Genomic DNA, 15,356 nt, shown 5'->3' on the forward strand with positions numbered 1-15,356 from the left:
TTTTACGGATCAACCTGCGCCATCAGATCCGGCACCGACTCCGGCCGCTTGGCATAGCGCTGCGCCAGCACCGCGCAGACCATCAGTTGAATCTGATGGAACAGCATCAGCGGTAGAATCAGCACGCCGATGGTGCTGCCGGCAAAGAGTACCTGCGCCATCGGCACGCCGGTGGCCAGGCTCTTTTTCGAGCCGCAGAACAGGATGGTGATGCGGTCTTCCTGATTGAAGCCGAAGGCTTTGCTCAACAGAATTGATGCCACCAGAACCAACGTCAGCAGGATGCAGCAGACCACCACCAGGCCGAGCAACTCGAACAACGGAATCTGCTGCCAGATGCCTTCGTTGACCGCCTCGCTGAATGCGCCGTACACCACCAGCAGAATCGAGCCCTGATCAACGAATTTCAGCCAGTTCTTGTTGCGCCCTACCCACGCGCCGATCCAGCGGCGGGCGATCTGCCCGGCAATGAACGGCAGGAGCAATTGCACGCTGATCTTCACGATCGCATCGAGGGTCGAGCCGCCGTCGCCGTGGACGTTGAGCAGCAAAGTCACCAGCAGCGGCGTAAGAAAAATCCCGAACAGGCTGGACGCCGCCGCGCTGCAGATCGCCGCCGGAATATTGCCTCGCGCCAGCGAAGTGAACGCGATGGCCGACTGCACCGTAGCTGGCAACGCGCAAAGGTAGAGCATGCCCATGTACAGCTGATCGCCGATCAGCGGTGACAACAGCGGTTTCAGCGCCAGACCGAGAATCGGGAAGAGCACGAAGGTCAGGCCGAACACCAACAGATGCAGACGCCAGTGGCCAGCGCCGGCGATGATCGATTCGCGCGACAGCTTGGCGCCATGCAGGAAAAACAGCAGGGCGATGGCGATGTTGGTCAGCCAGCCGAAGCCGACCGCGACCTGGCCGCTGGCGGGCAGGAAGCTGGCCAGCAGAACCACGCCGATCAAAGTCAGGGTGAAGTTATCGGGCAGAAAACGTGGGCGCGTCATGAGATTCATCCGGGGGTTGCCAGTGCGTGCCGACGACTCTAACGTGACTGGCAATTACCGACTAACGCCGAAGAGCCGCAAGATGCCGCCTAAAGGACATAGCAAAAGCGTGCGCCGCAGTGTTCCCGGGTTGCCCAGCCTGCCGCGCCCCGTGTACGGACGCACCGAATCGCTGCCCAACCGCGCCCTCACCCGCCGTCACAGTCATCCGTGGGTGCAGTTGTCCTACGCGATTCAGGGCGTGCTCGAAGTGCAGACCAGCGTCGGCCGTTTCGTCGCGCCGCCGGAGCGTGCGGTGTGGATTCCGGCCGGCGAGCCGCACCGGGTGTTCAGCGCACCGCATACGGAAATGCGCAGCCTGTACATCGATAGCAGCGTCACCGGTTGGGCGGCTGAGCATTGCCATGTGCTCGGCGTCAGCGCGCTGCTCAGGGAATTGATTCGCGCCTTCAGTCAGGTCCCGGTGGAATACGACGAGAGTGGCCCTGACGGACGCTTGGCCGAGGTGATCCTCGATCAACTCGCCGACGCACCGACCATCGACCTGATGCTGCCGCTGCCGCAAGACCCGCGCCTGAAGCAGATCTATCAGAGCCTGGAGCAACACCCGGAGCAGCAGACCACGCTGAGCCACTGGAGCGAAAAATTCGGTGTCACCGAAAAGACTCTGACGCGCCTGTTTTTGCGCGACACCGGCCTGACCTTCCGCGCCTGGCGCCAGCGCCTGCGCTTGCTTGGTGCCCTGACCCCGCTGGAAAAAGGCGAGCGTGTGACCGATGTTGCGCTGGCTTGTGGATACGACTCGACCTCGGCGTTTATCGCCGCGTTTCGTCAGCAGTTCGGCGAAACGCCGGGAGAGTTTTTCCGCTGATACTTCGTTTTTGCCGAACTGTCAGTCAGAAATAAACGATTTTTCTTTGCTCCAGATCCGTCGCTAGCATGGCCCCGTCTGACTTTGATCGAGAAGAGAAGATGATCCCTGTGGGAGCGAGCCTGCTCGCGAACGCGGTGGGTCAGCAACCTCAACTTCGCTGTTCCATCGCATTCGCGAGCAGGCTCGCTCCCACAGGAGATGTGCTTGCTGCAAATAAAAAGACAGGGGAGCGTGCCATGCCTGCCACGAACATCAACATCGGCGAACCCTGGATGTGGGGTGCCTTCATCATCTTCGTTCTGGCCATGCTGGCCCTGGACCTGTTTGTCTTCGGTGGGCGCAAGGCGCACCGGGTGTCGGTGCGGGAAGCGTCGGCCTGGGTGGTTGCCTGGTGCCTGTTGGCGCTGAGTTTTGCCGGGTTGCTCTGGTGGTATCTGCACGGTGAATTCGGCGGTGAAATCGCCCGGCAGAAAACCTTGGAATTCCTCACCGGCTATCTGATCGAGCAGTCGCTGTCGATCGACAACATGTTCATCTTCGTGATGATCTTCAGCTACTTCGCCGTGCCACCGGAATTGCAACGACGAGTGCTGCTGTACGGCGTGCTCGGCGCGATTGTCATGCGCGCGATCATGATTTTCGCCGGTGTGTGGCTGGTGTCGCAGTTCGAATGGCTGCTGTATGCCTTCGGTGTGTTCCTGATCATCACCGGGATCAAGATGCTGGTGTTCGCTGATCATCAACCGGATCTGGAAAAGAATCCGTTATTGCGCTGGGTGCGCGGGCATATGCGCATCACCAGCGGCTTTCATGGCGAGAAGTTTTTCATCCTGCAGAACGGCGTGCGCTGGGCGACGCCGATGTTTCTGGTGCTGGTGCTGATCGAGGCCAGCGACCTGATGTTCGCGGTCGACAGCATTCCGGCGATCTTCGCCGTGACCACTGACCCGTTCATTGTTTTCACCTCGAACATCTTCGCGATCATGGGCCTGCGCGCGCTGTACTTCCTGCTGGCGGACATGGCTGACCGTTTTCACCTGCTCAAGTATGGCTTGGCGATCGTGCTGGTGTTCATCGGCGGCAAGATGGTGCTGATGCCGTGGTTCCACATGCCGGTGGAATGGTCGCTGGCAATCGTCGGATCGGTGATTCTGGGGTCGGTGTTGTTGAGCCTGGTGACCAGCCGCGAGGCAGAACGCCGCACCGAATGACACAACACAACCCACCTGTGGGAGCAGCCTGCTCGCGAATACGCCGGTTCATTCAACATAGGAGTTGAATGACACCCCGCTTTCGCGAGCAGGCTCGCTCCCACATTTGAAGTGCGATGCTCTTATTTATCGGATTTGATACTGGTCCACACCCGCGTGCGCACCCGCTCCATTTTCTGCGGCAACGGCTGCACCACATACAGGGTTTTCAGCGCTTCGCTGGTCGGGGTCAGGTTGGGGTTGTCGGTGATGTCCTTGTTGACCAGCGGCATCGAGTCCTTGTTGGCATTCGGGTAACCGAGGAAATCACTGATCGGTGCGATCACTTTCGGGTCGAGCAAGTGGTTGAGGAATTCGTGGGCCTCGGCGACGTTCTTCGCGCTCTTCGGAATGGCGAACGTGTCGAACCAGATCGGCGCGCCCTCCTTCGGCAAACGCCAGTCGACCACCACGCCATTGCCCGCCTCTTTGGCGCGATTGCCGAATTGGTAGAAGCTGCCGGAATAACCGATCGCCACGCAGATGTCGCCGTTGGCGATGTCGGTCATGTACTTGGCCGAGTTGAAATAGGTCACGTAAGGGCGAATCTTCATCATCAAGGCCTTGGCCTTTTCATAGTCCGCCGGGTTCTGGCTGTTCGGGTCGAGGCCGAGGTAATGCAGGGCCAGCGGCAGGATCTCCGACGGCGAATCGAGCATCGCCACGCCACAGGCCTTGAGCTTTTCCATGTTCTCGGGCTTGAACACCAGATCCCAACTGTCTACCGGCGCATTCTCGCCCAGGGCGGCCTTGACCTTGGCCGGGTTGAAGCCGATCAGCACGGTGCCGTACATGTATGGCACGCCGTACTGGTTGCCGGGGTCGTTGGCGTCGAGCAATTTGAGCAGGGCCGGATCCTGGTGCTGCCAGTTCGGCAGTTTCGACTTGTCGAGTTTCTGGAACACGCCGGCCTTGATCTGGGTTTCGATGAACTGATTGGACGGCACCACCAGGTCGTAACCGGAGTTGCCGGTGAGCAGTTTGGCTTCCAGGGATTCGTTGGTGTCGAAGGTGTCCCAGGTCACTTTGATCTTGCTTTGCTCGGCGAAGTCCTTGGGCACTGACGGCAGGATGTAATCCGCCCAGTTGTACACCCGCAGTTCGCGCTGCTCGGCCTGGACGGCGCTGGCCAGCAGCGTCAGGCCACACACGGTGGCGCCCAGAATGCGTTTGATCGTGACCATGGTTGTTTCCCTGAATGCGACGTGAGATCGATGGTTTTTATGTTCTGTACACGGCAGTGGCTGTAACGATAGCCAAGGGCAAAAAAGGTCGAGCCTGTTGTTATGGTTTCGATTCTTGCTGACAGCGTAGCGCGATGACAGTAGGCGGCAGGCCAAAAGGGGATCGATATGGCCAATTTGCTTGACCGCCGAGATACGCAAACAAAAATGCCCGGCACTGGGCCGGGCATTGCTGTGTTGCCGTTGGGATCAGTCGGTATAGCCGAGCCTGGCCGCCCTGCTCTGCTGCGCCTGACCACGGGTTGCGAGGCAGTAATACAGCGGCACCGTTACCACCAGACCGACCAGCCAGGACAGGTCGGCACCTTCCACCAAGTTGGCGTACGGCCCCACGTACAGCGAGGTGTTGGCAAACGGCAGCTGCACGATGATGCCGATGAAATAGGCAATGATCGCGTGCAGGTTGAAGCGCCCGTAAATCCCGCCGTCAGCGCGGAAGATCGAGGCGATGTCGTAGTTACCGCGCTTGATCAGATAGAAATCGATCAGGTTGATCGACGCCCACGGCACCAACACCAGCAGCAGCGCCAGAATCAGTCCGATGAATTCGGAAATGAAATCCGCCGAGGCACCGAGGGCGACCACGCAGCATCCGGCCAGGATCACGCTCGACAGCACCACGCGCACCTTGATGCTCGGCGTCCACTGGCTGGCAAAGGTCTGAATCGAGGTGATGATCGACAACACCGCGCCGTACAGATTCAGCGCGTTGTGGCTGATGATGTTGAGCAGAAACAGCACCATCAGAATCGGCCCCAGCCAGCCGGTGGACTGCTTGACCGCTGCCATCGCTTCAGTGCCTTCCGGCGTCGCCAGTACCGCCACCGCGCCAAAACTGAACGACAGAATCGTGCCCAGCGTTGCGCCCAGATACGTCGCCCAGAAGGGTTTGGCGATGCCGATGTCTGCTGGCAGATAACGCGAATAGTCGGAGACGTACGGCGAGAAGCTGATCTGCCAGATGATCCCCAGCGACACCGTCGCCAGCCAGCCGGAGAGGTTGAAACTGCCGCGCGTCAGGAAGTCTGCCGGCAAGTCATGGGCGAAGATGTACATGAACCCGGCGAGCAACGCGCCGCCCATCACCCAGGTGCCGATGCGGTTGAGGGTGTGGATGAAGTTGTAGCCGATCACACCGATCGCCGTAGCAGCCAGCGCGCCGATCAGAATGCTCAGCGGCGCTGGCACTGACGGGGCAATGCCGACAATGGATTTACCGGCCAGCACGATGTTGGAAATGAAGAAACCGATGTAGATGAGCGCCGCAAAGAACACGATCAGCAGTGCGCCATAACGACCGAACTGACCGCGACTCTGGACCATTTGCGGAATGCCCATGCGCGGACCCTGGGCCGAGGCCAGCGCAATCACCACGCCGCCGATCATGTGCCCCAGCGCAATCGCCAGCAGCCCCCAGAACAGATTGAGGTGGAACACCTGAACCACCATGGCGCCGGTAACGATGGGCAGTGGCGCGATGTTGGTGCTGAACCAAAGAGTGAACAGATCGCGGGCCTTCCCGTGGCGTTCCGCGAGTGGGACGTAATCGACCGTATGATTCTCGATCAACGGATCTTGCCGGGACATCTGGGACATATGCATGAACTCGAGTTTGTCTGTTTTTATCTTTGTATGAAGCCAAACCGGGAGGACTCTTGGGTCGCCCCTCAGATGCAGACCATATTATGGTATTCCAAACTTTGCACAAGCCTGATCCGCTGATTCTGTCGCTCTCTGATCCGCTATCCTCGCTGATCCCACCCCTGACCGGCTAGCTGAAAGCCCCGTAAACACTGAGTTTCCGACGAAAGTGGCACGTTTATCGGTTCACCAGAAAAGCTCTTGCAAGATATGTATTACGGTATACCATCAGACCTACAAACCATAAAAACCGCGTCACACCACCCGAGGACCACCCAATGATCGATGCTGCCATTTACAAACAAGTCATGGGCTCGTTCCCGTCCGGCGTCACCGTCATCACCACGCTGGACGACGACGGCCAGATCGTCGGCCTGACCGCCAGCGCGTTCAGCTCACTGTCGATGGACCCGGCGCTGGTGCTGTTCTGCCCCAACTACAGCTCCGACTCCTATCCCGTGCTGATCAAGAACAAACGCTTTGCGATTCACCTGTTGTCCAGCGTGCAGCAAAGCGAGGCCTATGCCTTCGCGCGCAAAGGCAAGGACAAGGCGCAGGGCATCGAGTGGACGTTGAGCGAACTGGGCAACCCGATCCTTGCCAATGCGACGGCGGTGATCGAGTGCGAGTTGTGGCGTGAATACGAAGGTGGCGACCACGCGATCATGGTCGGCGCGGTGAAGAACCTGATCGTCCCCGAGCAGGTCGCCGGGCCGCTGGTGTATTGCCACGGCAAGATGGGTGCGTTGCCGGTTGTGGCGTGATTTTCACATCCGCCGAAAATCCATGTGGGAGCGAGCCTGCTCGCGAATGCGATGGGTCAGTTGTTACATTTTTGACTGACCCGACGCCTTCGCGAGCAAGCTCGCTCCCACAAGTTTTGGTGTTGCCTGGGCGACCGTGTCAGGTCCTAAACCGGCTCACCAACTGATTCAACGTCTGCGACAACGCCGTCAGGTTCTGCGCATCCTGGCGAGTTGAATCCGCCAGGCTCGCCACCAACTGCGCATCACCATGAATCTGGCTGATGTGTCGATTGATGTCCTCCGCCACTTGATGCTGTTCCTCCGCCGCCGTGGCGATCTGGGTGTTCATGTCGCGGATCACGTCGACCGATTCACGGATCAATTCAAAACTCGCCCGCGCCTCGTTGATCGACACCACGGTTTCCTGCGACACCTCAAGGCTGGCGTGCATCTGCTTGCCCATCTGGTGGGTGCGCCGCGCCAGATTGCCCAGCAGTGCGTCAATCTCACCGGTCGAGTCCGAGGTGCGTTTGGCCAGCGCGCGGACTTCATCGGCGACCACGGCAAAGCCCCTGCCCTGTTCACCGGCGCGCGCGGCCTCAATGGCGGCGTTGAGCGCGAGCAGATTGGTCTGCTCGGCAATCGAGCGGATGGTGCCGAGGATCGACTGAATGTCGTTGCTGTCCTGTTCCAGTTGCTGCATCGACTCGGCACTGTGGCCGATCTCCTGGCTCAAGCGCCCGACGTTACTCACCGCCGCGTCGATCTGCTGCTGCCCGGTGTGTGCCTGACGCTGACCGTTGTCTGCCGAGTCGGCCGCTTGACTGCACGAACGCGCAACCTCGTTGGAAGTGGCGACCATTTCGTGAAACGCCGTAGAAACCATGTCCACCGCCTCACGCTGACGCGAAGCGACGTCGGCCATTTCTGCCGAGACTTCAGTGGCGCTGCCGGAGCTGCTGTGAATCTGCCCCGCTGCTTGGCCGATGCGCTGAATCAACGTGCGAATCGCTTCCAGAAACTGGTTGAACCAGCCCGCCAGTTGCGCGGTTTCATCCTGCCCACGTACTTCCAGTCGCGCAGTCAGATCGCCCTCGCCTTGTGCAATGCCTTCGAGTCCGCTGGCGACACCACGAATCGGCTTGACCATCAGTCCGGCAAACCACGCGCCGGCCATCGCGAACAACAATGCGCAAACCACAGCGATAGCGCCGATCAGCCAGGTCAAACGCGTCGCCCCGGCCATAACTTCGCTGGCCTTCACCAGCCCGACAAACCGCCAGCCCAACGCCTGCGACGGCCAGACCAGCGCCATGTAATCCTCGCCGGCCAATTGCACCTCGACCAGGCCTTTGCCCGCCTCGGCCAGTTGCTGATAACCGTCGCCGAGATCGCTGAGTTTCTTGAAGTTGTGCGCCGGATCACTCGGGTCGACCAGCACGGTGTTGTTGGCTTCCATCAGCATCAGATAACCGCTCTCACCGAGGCGGATCTGCTTGACCAGGTCGGTCAATTGCTTGAGCGACACATCGATGTTGACCACGCCGGCATTGCTGCCCAACTGGTTGTTGAAGCTGCGCACAGTGCTCACCAGCACCACGTCATCCGCCGCCCAGTAATAGGCCTCGGTGCGCAGGGTTTTGCCGGGATTGGCCATCGCGGTTTTGTACCAGGGCCGGGGGCGCGGATCGTAGTTGGCCAGTTGCGCATCGCCCGGCCAGAACAGGTAACCGCCCTGCTCGGTGCCGACAGATAGATAGGTGTAAGCCGGGTGCGCCTTGGCCAGACCGTCGAACAGCTTGAACAGCTGTTGATCCTGCGGCCCCAGCGGCACTTGCGCGGCGTCGCTGCTCAGGTAGCGTTTGAGGCTGGTGTCGATGCTCTGCAGTTGCGGATGCTCGGCCAGGTAAGCAACGTTCTGGCTGATGCCCTCGAAAAACAGCTGCATCGCGTTTTCCACCTGACGCACTTCGCGCCCGGTGCTGTCGGTAAAGGTGTCGCGCGCGCCCTCGCGGACATTGAGGATGATCAGCGCTGCCACCAGTAACACCGGCAGGCTGGCGATTACCGCAAACGCCAGAGTCAGTTTTTGTTTTATGTTCATTGCTTGCGCCTTCCTTGTTCGAAGTGTCGGTCAGAAATATTTTGCGGATATTCCGTATTATGGTATACCAATATTCAATCAACCGAACAGCCGTCCTCGAAGGCGTGCTTGAATGGTGAGAAGACTCGCGAGCGCGCAGCGTTCACGTCAGTTCGACAGGCCCGCACACGACCGGCCAATTACAAAAGACTCGAGGTAGCGTCATGAAATTTTCCCTGTTCGTACACATGGAACGCTGGGACGAAAGCGTCAGCCACCGCCAACTGTTCGAAGACCTGACCGAACTGACCCTGATGGCCGAGGCTGGCGGTTTCAGCACCGTGTGGATCGGCGAACACCACGCCATGGAATACACCATCTCCCCAAGCCCGATGCCGCTGCTGGCCTACCTCGCGGCGAAAACCACCACCATCCACCTCGGCGCCGGCACCATCATCGCGCCGTTCTGGCACCCGCTGCGCGTCGCCGGCGAATGCGCCCTGCTCGACGTGATCAGCAACGGCCGCATGGAAGTCGGTCTGGCGCGCGGCGCCTATCAAGTCGAATTCGACCGCATGGCCGGCGGCATGCCCGCCTCCAGCGGCGGCCAGGCCCTGCGCGAAATGGTCCCGGTGGTCCGCGCCCTGTGGCAAGGCGACTACGCCCACGACGGCGACATCTGGAAATTCCCTACCTCGACCAGCGTGCCGAAACCGATCCAGAAGCCCAACCCACCCATGTGGATCGCCGCCCGCGATCCCGACTCGCACAACTTCGCCGTGGCCAACGGCTGCAACGTCATGGTCACGCCATTGATGAAAGGCGACGAAGAAGTCCTCGACCTGAAGAACAAATTCCAGACCGCGCTCGACAACAACCCAGACGTACCGCGCCCACAATTGATGGTGCTGCGTCACACCCACGTGCACACCGCTGATAACCCGGACGGCTGGCAAGTTGGCGCCAAAGCCATCTCACGTTTCTACCGCACGTTCGATGCGTGGTTTGGCAACAAGCAAACACCAGTCAACGGCTTCCTCGCGCCGAGCCCGGAAGAGAAGTTTGCCGGACGTCCGGAGTTTGAGCTGGAGAGCCTGCACAAGACGGCGATGATTGGTACGCCGGAAGAGATCATTCCGCGGATCAAGTACTACCAGGAACTGGGGGTGGATGAGTTTAGTTTCTGGTGTGATAACAGCTTGCCGCATGAAGAGAAGAAGAAATCGCTGGAGTTGTTTATCAAGCATGTGGTGCCGGCGTTTCGCTAAAGGTTTCGCAGGTTAAACCCAAAAAAACGCCCCGCTTCAGACGGGGCTTTTTTTGGAAAAAGGCATCAATTCGTGCAACCTGGCTTTCGCTGCCTATTCGCCGCTGCCATCCTCGCTGAGCACTTTGAAGGAGTGGAAGTTAAAGGCTATTTTTTCTTCTTCCTCATCAACCAGCTCATACCGTATACGATCCAGTCCGCCTTCAACCCTCGACACGCAAAGATCCATGAACTGAGTCAAGCCACCACCAAATCCCCGCACGTTCAGACCGCCCACGTTAAAAAATATGACCGCGATAGTCGCTGCTCCAGGATCCGCAGACTTCGCCAGCGTCATCAACAGGTTGTAACCGCTAAGTCCATCTTCGGAATCCAGGTGAAGACTTTCCACATAAACGTATTCACGCAGAAAGCCATTCAGTGCTTCAACATTGTTCAATGGTTGATCCTCGTGTGCTTTAAGCTCCAGATATTGCAGCCGGCAACCTGCCCTGAATTTGATTCACACCTTATTACCGGCAGCATTCATCAGAATGCGTACAGCTCCATACAACTGATTATCCGACGTACCGTTCACCTATCCGACACTTCGGTAATATCAAATTGACAAAAAAAGGCAAAAAAGAGGTAGCCCGTAAAGAATGGGACAGTCCACATATGTTAAAGATCAGCACTTAGTTTATAAAAAACGAACTTTCCAAAAATCCTTACCTGCATCCACCCAATACTTTTCTCGTGACGGAATCAAGTAGCTGAAATCGCCAGATTCAGCAACCCAGTCCGAATGCACATACTCCTCATGAAATCGACCGTCATCCATGTGCATGAAAATCTTTCGATCAAAATTCACGTAAAACAGTGGAAGCCTCGAGCGTATGACATTTGCATTTTTGAACAGCTCCGAATCCAGACCTTCGCCTGTGAGATAGTAGTTTTCAATTTTTTCAAAAACATTCGGCTTAGCCCCAATAAAGCCTTGCAATTCGGAAGACGACAAAATCTTTACACTCGGCCCATGAAGATACGAAGGAAAGTTCTCGGCAGTCATCTTCAGGATACCATTTCTGAATTTCAGGCAGGATCGTTCGTATTGCTCTTGCGTGATAGTTCCGTTACTCAATGACGCTCTAAGACTCTTGTCAACGTCAAGAGTAAAATTACGCTTCTCGTCAACAATCCAGTAACACTGAGCTGACTGAACAAAAAAACCGATACTTCTTTCGCCGTCCCACAGGTCATCAAAAACGTCTTGATCAATGGTCATTTCTTAAACTCTTTTAAAAATTCGTCTTGCGTATAGACACGAGCATTACTCGCACTGTTTTCGAGTAGCGACTCCCATATCTTCGGCAACTCCAGGGAGTAACCTGGTTGGCCCTCGTCGACTCTCTTGGGTGCATCACGGTCCCTTGGGCCATCGCCGTGCTGAGGTATCACTCTGTCCATAATTTCCTTATGAGTCTTGGCATCGATATCGAAGACCACTACGGAGCCATCAGGACGCTTGTTCGTCAAGTAGTAGGTTGCGTGGTCAGCATTGCCAACACTGACACACAGCTGGCCCGTACACCCAGGATTAATGGTAATGCTCCCGTCGTCATTGGCGGTAATTCGATTCTGGCTCGTCTTAAACCCTGTTCCCCCACCTTCTACCCGGAAATAGGTTACGTTTTCCGCCGAGTCGCTTTTGGTATTTCCTGCGTTGCCTTTCGGAGCAGTGGATTCGGCCTCCTCTGTCGATCCAGCAGGCCCTCCCTTGGGTTTATTCTTACCGCCTCCTGCGGTCTTAATCGTCGGAGCCATCCCAGACACTGACATCGCCAAGCCTTCAACAGCAGCCATCGCCATTTCGTGGCTGATGCCAAGCGTTTGGACCAGTGTGTCCGCAATCGCAGCGACTGAATTTCCAGCGGTGATGCCCGCCAGCATATTCTGGAACCCGTGATTTTCCGCGATCAGCAGATCGAACATCTTGGCTGCTTCGGGCGATGCCGAGGCTGCCAGGTCTTTCAATTTTTGAGTTTTTGCCTCGGCCTCTGCAACAATCCTTGAAAGGCCTTCGCAGCTACCAGAATTAGCCGCACATTGAGCAACTGCCTCGATGTCTTGCTTCTGGCTCAGAACGTGATATTCGGCGTACTTCGTATTCGCGCATGCAGCGTCATTGCCACAGGCGGACAAATCGTGTGCCGCTCGCTCGAGGTCAGAATGCGAGAGGTAATTGTATTGGGTCGCAGTAGCCGCGATATTTGCTGCTATGTTTGGGTCTGTGTCGGCAATCACGGCGGAGAGCACTGCGATCAGTTGCGACATCGCCAATAGATTAGCTTTGGCCTGATCGGCTCCCGGCATGTTTGGGTCGTAATTTTCCGGCAGTATCAGGTCCGCAAGATACTGAACCAGTGCTTCGTTGGCGCCTCCAGCCAACGCGCCTGTCTTGAAGTCCCCGCCCAAGGCCATGGACTTCAATCCGCCCACCAATGCATGGGCTGCAATCTTCGTTGGACTGCCTTCCACCAGGTTAAGGTTACCAACCTTATTGGCGGCGATAGCTCCGCCAATATCGATTACAGCTCCTAATAGATTGTTGACGAAATTGTCGCCCAGGCTTCCGCCCTGCAATGCGGTTTGAGCCAACGTATCAGCGCTGGTTTTGAGAATCACTTGGCCTGCACTACTCCAGTCAAAACCAAGTTCTGTCGGGTTATAACCCAGGCCATTCCCAATGCCGCCCAACATCCCGGAGAGCACATACCCCTGAAGATTTTCGCTGCTGAAAACGTCCTTGAGAACTGAGCCCAGATCGCCTTTATTGCTGATGGCGCTGTTTGCAGCGGTAGTTTCGACTGCGATCAACACAGCGTTGGCGAAGCCCGCAGAGAACGTGCCAGCAGTTGCGCCTATCAATCCTGCGCCTGCCCCCCCGGTGACTGCAGCTAGCAGGATAGCCAGGGCCAATTGTGCGGCGACACCAAGTCCAGATGTCGAGTATTTGAAACTCTTGTGTATTTCTTCGACACGACGCCAGTCAACATCGCCACGTAACTCAGCTTCCTTTAGCCAAGCCAACTGCGGATCAGCCTTGACCATCGCATCAATGGTCTGGCTGACGGACTCCTGACTCACATCCTTGATATCAATCTTCAGCCCATCGACCGCTTTTAGGACGATGTTGCCCTTGGCGATCATCTGCGTCTGGCGCAGGGTTTCGTCGGTGTTGCCGCGACCCTTGGCCGAGACCCATGCGGCGTTGTTGTTGGTTTTGGTATGGCTCTCGTCATGCAGATCCTTCACCCCTTCGAAGGTGATGGCGCCGCCGCTGTCGAGGAGGATGTCCTTGCCGCTGTCGAGTTTGGCCACCTGGTAATGCTGGTCGCCCAGGCTGACCAGAGACAGGTTGCCGCCGGTCTTGATTTCGCTGCCGACGTGGGTGACCTGGGTGACTTCGTCGCGCTGGAGTTTCAGGTTGCCGAAACCGCCCTTCTCCTTCATGTCGTAAAGGGTGTGGTCCTTGTTCTGCGCGGCCAGCAGATTGAGGTCGTTACCGGCGTAGACGTAGGCTTCATTGCCTGCGCTGATTTTGCTCGCGACCAGTGTGGTGTCACGGCCGGAACTGGTTTTTACGTCGCCGCCGGCGATGAACTCGGCGGCTTTCTGAACAGTGTGGTCGTCCTGTTCATGGACACGTTTCTTGCCGTCCTTGCTATGGGTTTCGACGTTGTATTCATCTCCGGCCGAGGACAAATAGATGTTGCGACGGCATCGAGCTGCAGGTCACCGCCGCTTTTACGCTCGACGCGAATTTGAAGGTGGCCTGTCCCCGTTTGTCTCTCGAAAGGTGGTCTTTCCCCATTTATCCGGTCCCCATTTATCCGCTTTTCTTTCAATCGTCGGGAATCTCGATATGAAACGAATCTGCATCAATTTTCAAAGACATCCATCCTGGCCCAGGCAAAACGTTTATTTCACCCTCAAGAAAATACTCACTTGCAGACTTATCGACTTTAGGCCCACTAATAAACTCCTCGACAAACTCATTACCTGAGGAACTCTTTCGATCGAGAGAATATTCATAGATAACTTTTCTCAACACACTCACACCCGAAAAGACCAGCCAGCAGTCACCCACATATTCATGCATTGCGTGCAAACCTTCACTCTTGCTCTCGTATTTGACCCATTCACCACCCTCGCTTCGAGCGTGTAACAAACCATTTACAAGACTCCATTCAACATACTCCACATCTCTAGCGGGATCGTAAATATAATGAACAGGAAAAATACTTTCGCCCTTAGGACACTCATCTTCATCACACTGTACGATCCGAGCGCCATCCGCCGCTGTTACCAACTTCGTTTTTTTCAAGGCTAGGCCTCTTTCGACATAAAGGCGAACTACTCCATTTTCGAGCTCAAAGCCTCCATATACGCAGTCAAATGTGACGAGGGAATCAAACATCGCTGAAACTATCATTTGTCTCCTGTCAGTCCAGACTGAATTAAACCTGAGTACCGTCTGGTAAATTTTTAATCTTATCGGCTATATCGGCTCTGAGCCGCATGCCTTCTACAGCATCGGCAACATATAAATTATCCAAGGAAAAATCACCACCCATTACAAAAGGCACTTTGGGCAGCAAACGCATCCCAGCACGAACTGGACCATTGCGCTTTTGCCACTGATGAGCCAACGGATAGCCTGTCAATACTTCATAGTCGTGCAGAACTACTTCAGCCCAGCTTTCAACATCCGCAGCCAAGTACTCTAACGAGCCAGTTTCCGGATCAAAAATGTAGATACTGCCATCCTTGATACAGAACTGCCCACCAAAGATATCTTCAGCAAAAAAGACACCATTATCGGCTAGACCTTTGTAGCTAGTGCGCCACAGGTCAGCATGATTCCAATCAGATATGCCCATTTCACTTTGGCTGGAGTTGCTTGGAAAAATATGCAGCGCGCCTTCAAAAGCATAGAAGCCATTGCGCTGACGCAGCACATTAAAAAGTTGTTCCGCCGAAGTCCCTGCCATGTTGCGTATTGGCCCAGACAGTTCTGGTTCACGCTCACTCAAGGACGAACTTGCAATCGATAACAACTTATCCAAATTATTCACAATCTAATCTATCACCTCTATTCTAACCTTCGTCCCGTTAGGCAACTCTCTGCATTGAGCGCCAATACAAGCGCCTGGTCAACGTGTCAGGCTTTCCTGCCCCGATGGCATCTTCAATATGTTGCGCCGACTC

At 56.4% G+C, this 15,356-nt stretch carries 12 protein-coding genes and 2 pseudogenes; 4 read left to right on the forward strand and 10 right to left on the reverse strand.

Annotation, left to right across the window (positions count from 1 at the left end; all coding sequences use genetic code 11):
• Positions 1-2: 2 nt before the first annotated feature.
• Positions 3-1,001 (reverse strand): bile acid:sodium symporter family protein, encoded by a 999-nt coding sequence (locus AB4N41_RS23660; protein ID WP_041480047.1) that lies wholly within the window; start codon positions 999-1,001, stop codon positions 3-5.
• Between the two features lie 82 nt (positions 1,002-1,083).
• On the opposite strand from AB4N41_RS23660, the gene AB4N41_RS23665 reads away from it, so the two are divergent.
• On the forward strand, positions 1,084-1,872 hold the full coding sequence (locus tag AB4N41_RS23665) for an AraC family transcriptional regulator (RefSeq protein WP_056789351.1): 789 nt from the start codon (positions 1,084-1,086) through the stop codon (positions 1,870-1,872).
• A 239-nt stretch (positions 1,873-2,111) separates the two neighbouring features.
• Complete coding sequence (locus tag AB4N41_RS23670; protein ID WP_375122305.1) at positions 2,112-3,086, forward strand: TerC family protein; 975 nt, start codon at positions 2,112-2,114, stop codon at positions 3,084-3,086.
• Positions 3,087-3,208: 122 nt separating this feature from the next.
• On the opposite strand, the gene AB4N41_RS23675 is transcribed toward AB4N41_RS23670, so the two are convergent.
• Both AB4N41_RS23675 and AB4N41_RS23680 read right to left on the reverse strand, forming a co-directional pair.
• A complete protein-coding gene (locus AB4N41_RS23675) occupies positions 3,209-4,309 on the reverse strand; it encodes a polyamine ABC transporter substrate-binding protein (protein WP_041480044.1) in 1,101 nt (366 codons plus the stop codon).
• A gap of 249 nt (positions 4,310-4,558) precedes the next feature.
• Positions 4,559-5,965, reverse strand: a complete 1,407-nt coding sequence (locus tag AB4N41_RS23680) for a purine-cytosine permease family protein (protein WP_460138107.1) — start codon at positions 5,963-5,965, stop codon at positions 4,559-4,561.
• A gap of 323 nt (positions 5,966-6,288) precedes the next feature.
• Between AB4N41_RS23680 and AB4N41_RS23685 the strand changes: the two genes are divergently transcribed.
• Positions 6,289-6,774: a flavin reductase family protein gene (locus AB4N41_RS23685; RefSeq protein WP_016775037.1), complete on the forward strand. Its 486-nt coding sequence runs from the start codon at positions 6,289-6,291 to the stop codon at positions 6,772-6,774.
• Between the two features lie 139 nt (positions 6,775-6,913).
• Here AB4N41_RS23685 and AB4N41_RS23690 read toward each other — a convergent pair whose 3' ends face one another.
• Positions 6,914-7,681, reverse strand: a complete 768-nt coding sequence (locus AB4N41_RS23690; protein ID WP_370593578.1) for a methyl-accepting chemotaxis protein — start codon at positions 7,679-7,681, stop codon at positions 6,914-6,916.
• 138 nt (positions 7,682-7,819) lie between these two features.
• Positions 7,820-8,860: pseudogene (locus tag AB4N41_RS23695) on the reverse strand (cache domain-containing protein); the annotation flags it as partial.
• 203 nt (positions 8,861-9,063) lie between these two features.
• Here AB4N41_RS23695 and AB4N41_RS23700 point away from each other — a divergent pair.
• Positions 9,064-10,107, forward strand: coding sequence for an LLM class flavin-dependent oxidoreductase (locus tag AB4N41_RS23700; RefSeq protein WP_122602394.1), 1,044 nt, complete (start codon positions 9,064-9,066; stop codon positions 10,105-10,107).
• 93 nt (positions 10,108-10,200) lie between these two features.
• Here AB4N41_RS23700 and AB4N41_RS23705 read toward each other — a convergent pair whose 3' ends face one another.
• From AB4N41_RS23705 to AB4N41_RS23725, 5 genes and pseudogenes are all read right to left on the reverse strand, one after another.
• Positions 10,201-10,545: a hypothetical protein gene (locus AB4N41_RS23705; RefSeq protein ID WP_252876460.1), complete on the reverse strand. Its 345-nt coding sequence runs from the start codon at positions 10,543-10,545 to the stop codon at positions 10,201-10,203.
• Positions 10,546-10,785: 240 nt separating this feature from the next.
• On the reverse strand, positions 10,786-11,370 hold the full coding sequence (locus tag AB4N41_RS23710; protein WP_150635066.1) for a hypothetical protein: 585 nt from the start codon (positions 11,368-11,370) through the stop codon (positions 10,786-10,788).
• A gap of 1,124 nt (positions 11,371-12,494) precedes the next feature.
• Positions 12,495-13,862, reverse strand: a pseudogene (locus tag AB4N41_RS23715) (DUF637 domain-containing protein); the annotation flags it as partial.
• A 127-nt stretch (positions 13,863-13,989) separates the two neighbouring features.
• Positions 13,990-14,580 (reverse strand): hypothetical protein, encoded by a 591-nt coding sequence (locus AB4N41_RS23720; protein WP_150635064.1) that lies wholly within the window; start codon positions 14,578-14,580, stop codon positions 13,990-13,992.
• Between the two features lie 25 nt (positions 14,581-14,605).
• The gene (locus AB4N41_RS23725; protein ID WP_224787207.1) at positions 14,606-15,223 is read right to left on the reverse strand and encodes an SMI1/KNR4 family protein; all 618 of its coding nucleotides are present in this window, start codon (positions 15,221-15,223) and stop codon (positions 14,606-14,608) included.
• Positions 15,224-15,356 lie beyond the last annotated feature (133 nt).

The organism is Pseudomonas sp. S2_A10, assembly GCF_054668465.1.

What these genes read in the sequence shown, in the direction of transcription:
- AB4N41_RS23700 (WP_122602394.1), top strand. Translation starts at nt 9,064, where the DNA reads ATGAAATTTTCCCTGTTCGTACACATGGAACGCTGGGACGAAAGCGTC.
- AB4N41_RS23720 (WP_150635064.1), bottom strand. Translation starts at nt 14,580, where the DNA reads ATGATAGTTTCAGCGATGTTTGATTCCCTCGTCACATTTGACTGCGTA.
- AB4N41_RS23675 (WP_041480044.1), bottom strand. Translation starts at nt 4,309, where the DNA reads ATGGTCACGATCAAACGCATTCTGGGCGCCACCGTGTGTGGCCTGACG.
- AB4N41_RS23665 (WP_056789351.1), top strand. Translation starts at nt 1,084, where the DNA reads ATGCCGCCTAAAGGACATAGCAAAAGCGTGCGCCGCAGTGTTCCCGGG.
- AB4N41_RS23690 (WP_370593578.1), bottom strand. Translation starts at nt 7,681, where the DNA reads ATGGCCGACGTCGCTTCGCGTCAGCGTGAGGCGGTGGACATGGTTTCT.
- AB4N41_RS23685 (WP_016775037.1), top strand. Translation starts at nt 6,289, where the DNA reads ATGATCGATGCTGCCATTTACAAACAAGTCATGGGCTCGTTCCCGTCC.
- AB4N41_RS23680 (WP_460138107.1), bottom strand. Translation starts at nt 5,965, where the DNA reads ATGTCCCAGATGTCCCGGCAAGATCCGTTGATCGAGAATCATACGGTC.
- AB4N41_RS23710 (WP_150635066.1), bottom strand. Translation starts at nt 11,370, where the DNA reads ATGACCATTGATCAAGACGTTTTTGATGACCTGTGGGACGGCGAAAGA.
- AB4N41_RS23670 (WP_375122305.1), top strand. Translation starts at nt 2,112, where the DNA reads ATGCCTGCCACGAACATCAACATCGGCGAACCCTGGATGTGGGGTGCC.
- AB4N41_RS23660 (WP_041480047.1), bottom strand. Translation starts at nt 1,001, where the DNA reads ATGACGCGCCCACGTTTTCTGCCCGATAACTTCACCCTGACTTTGATC.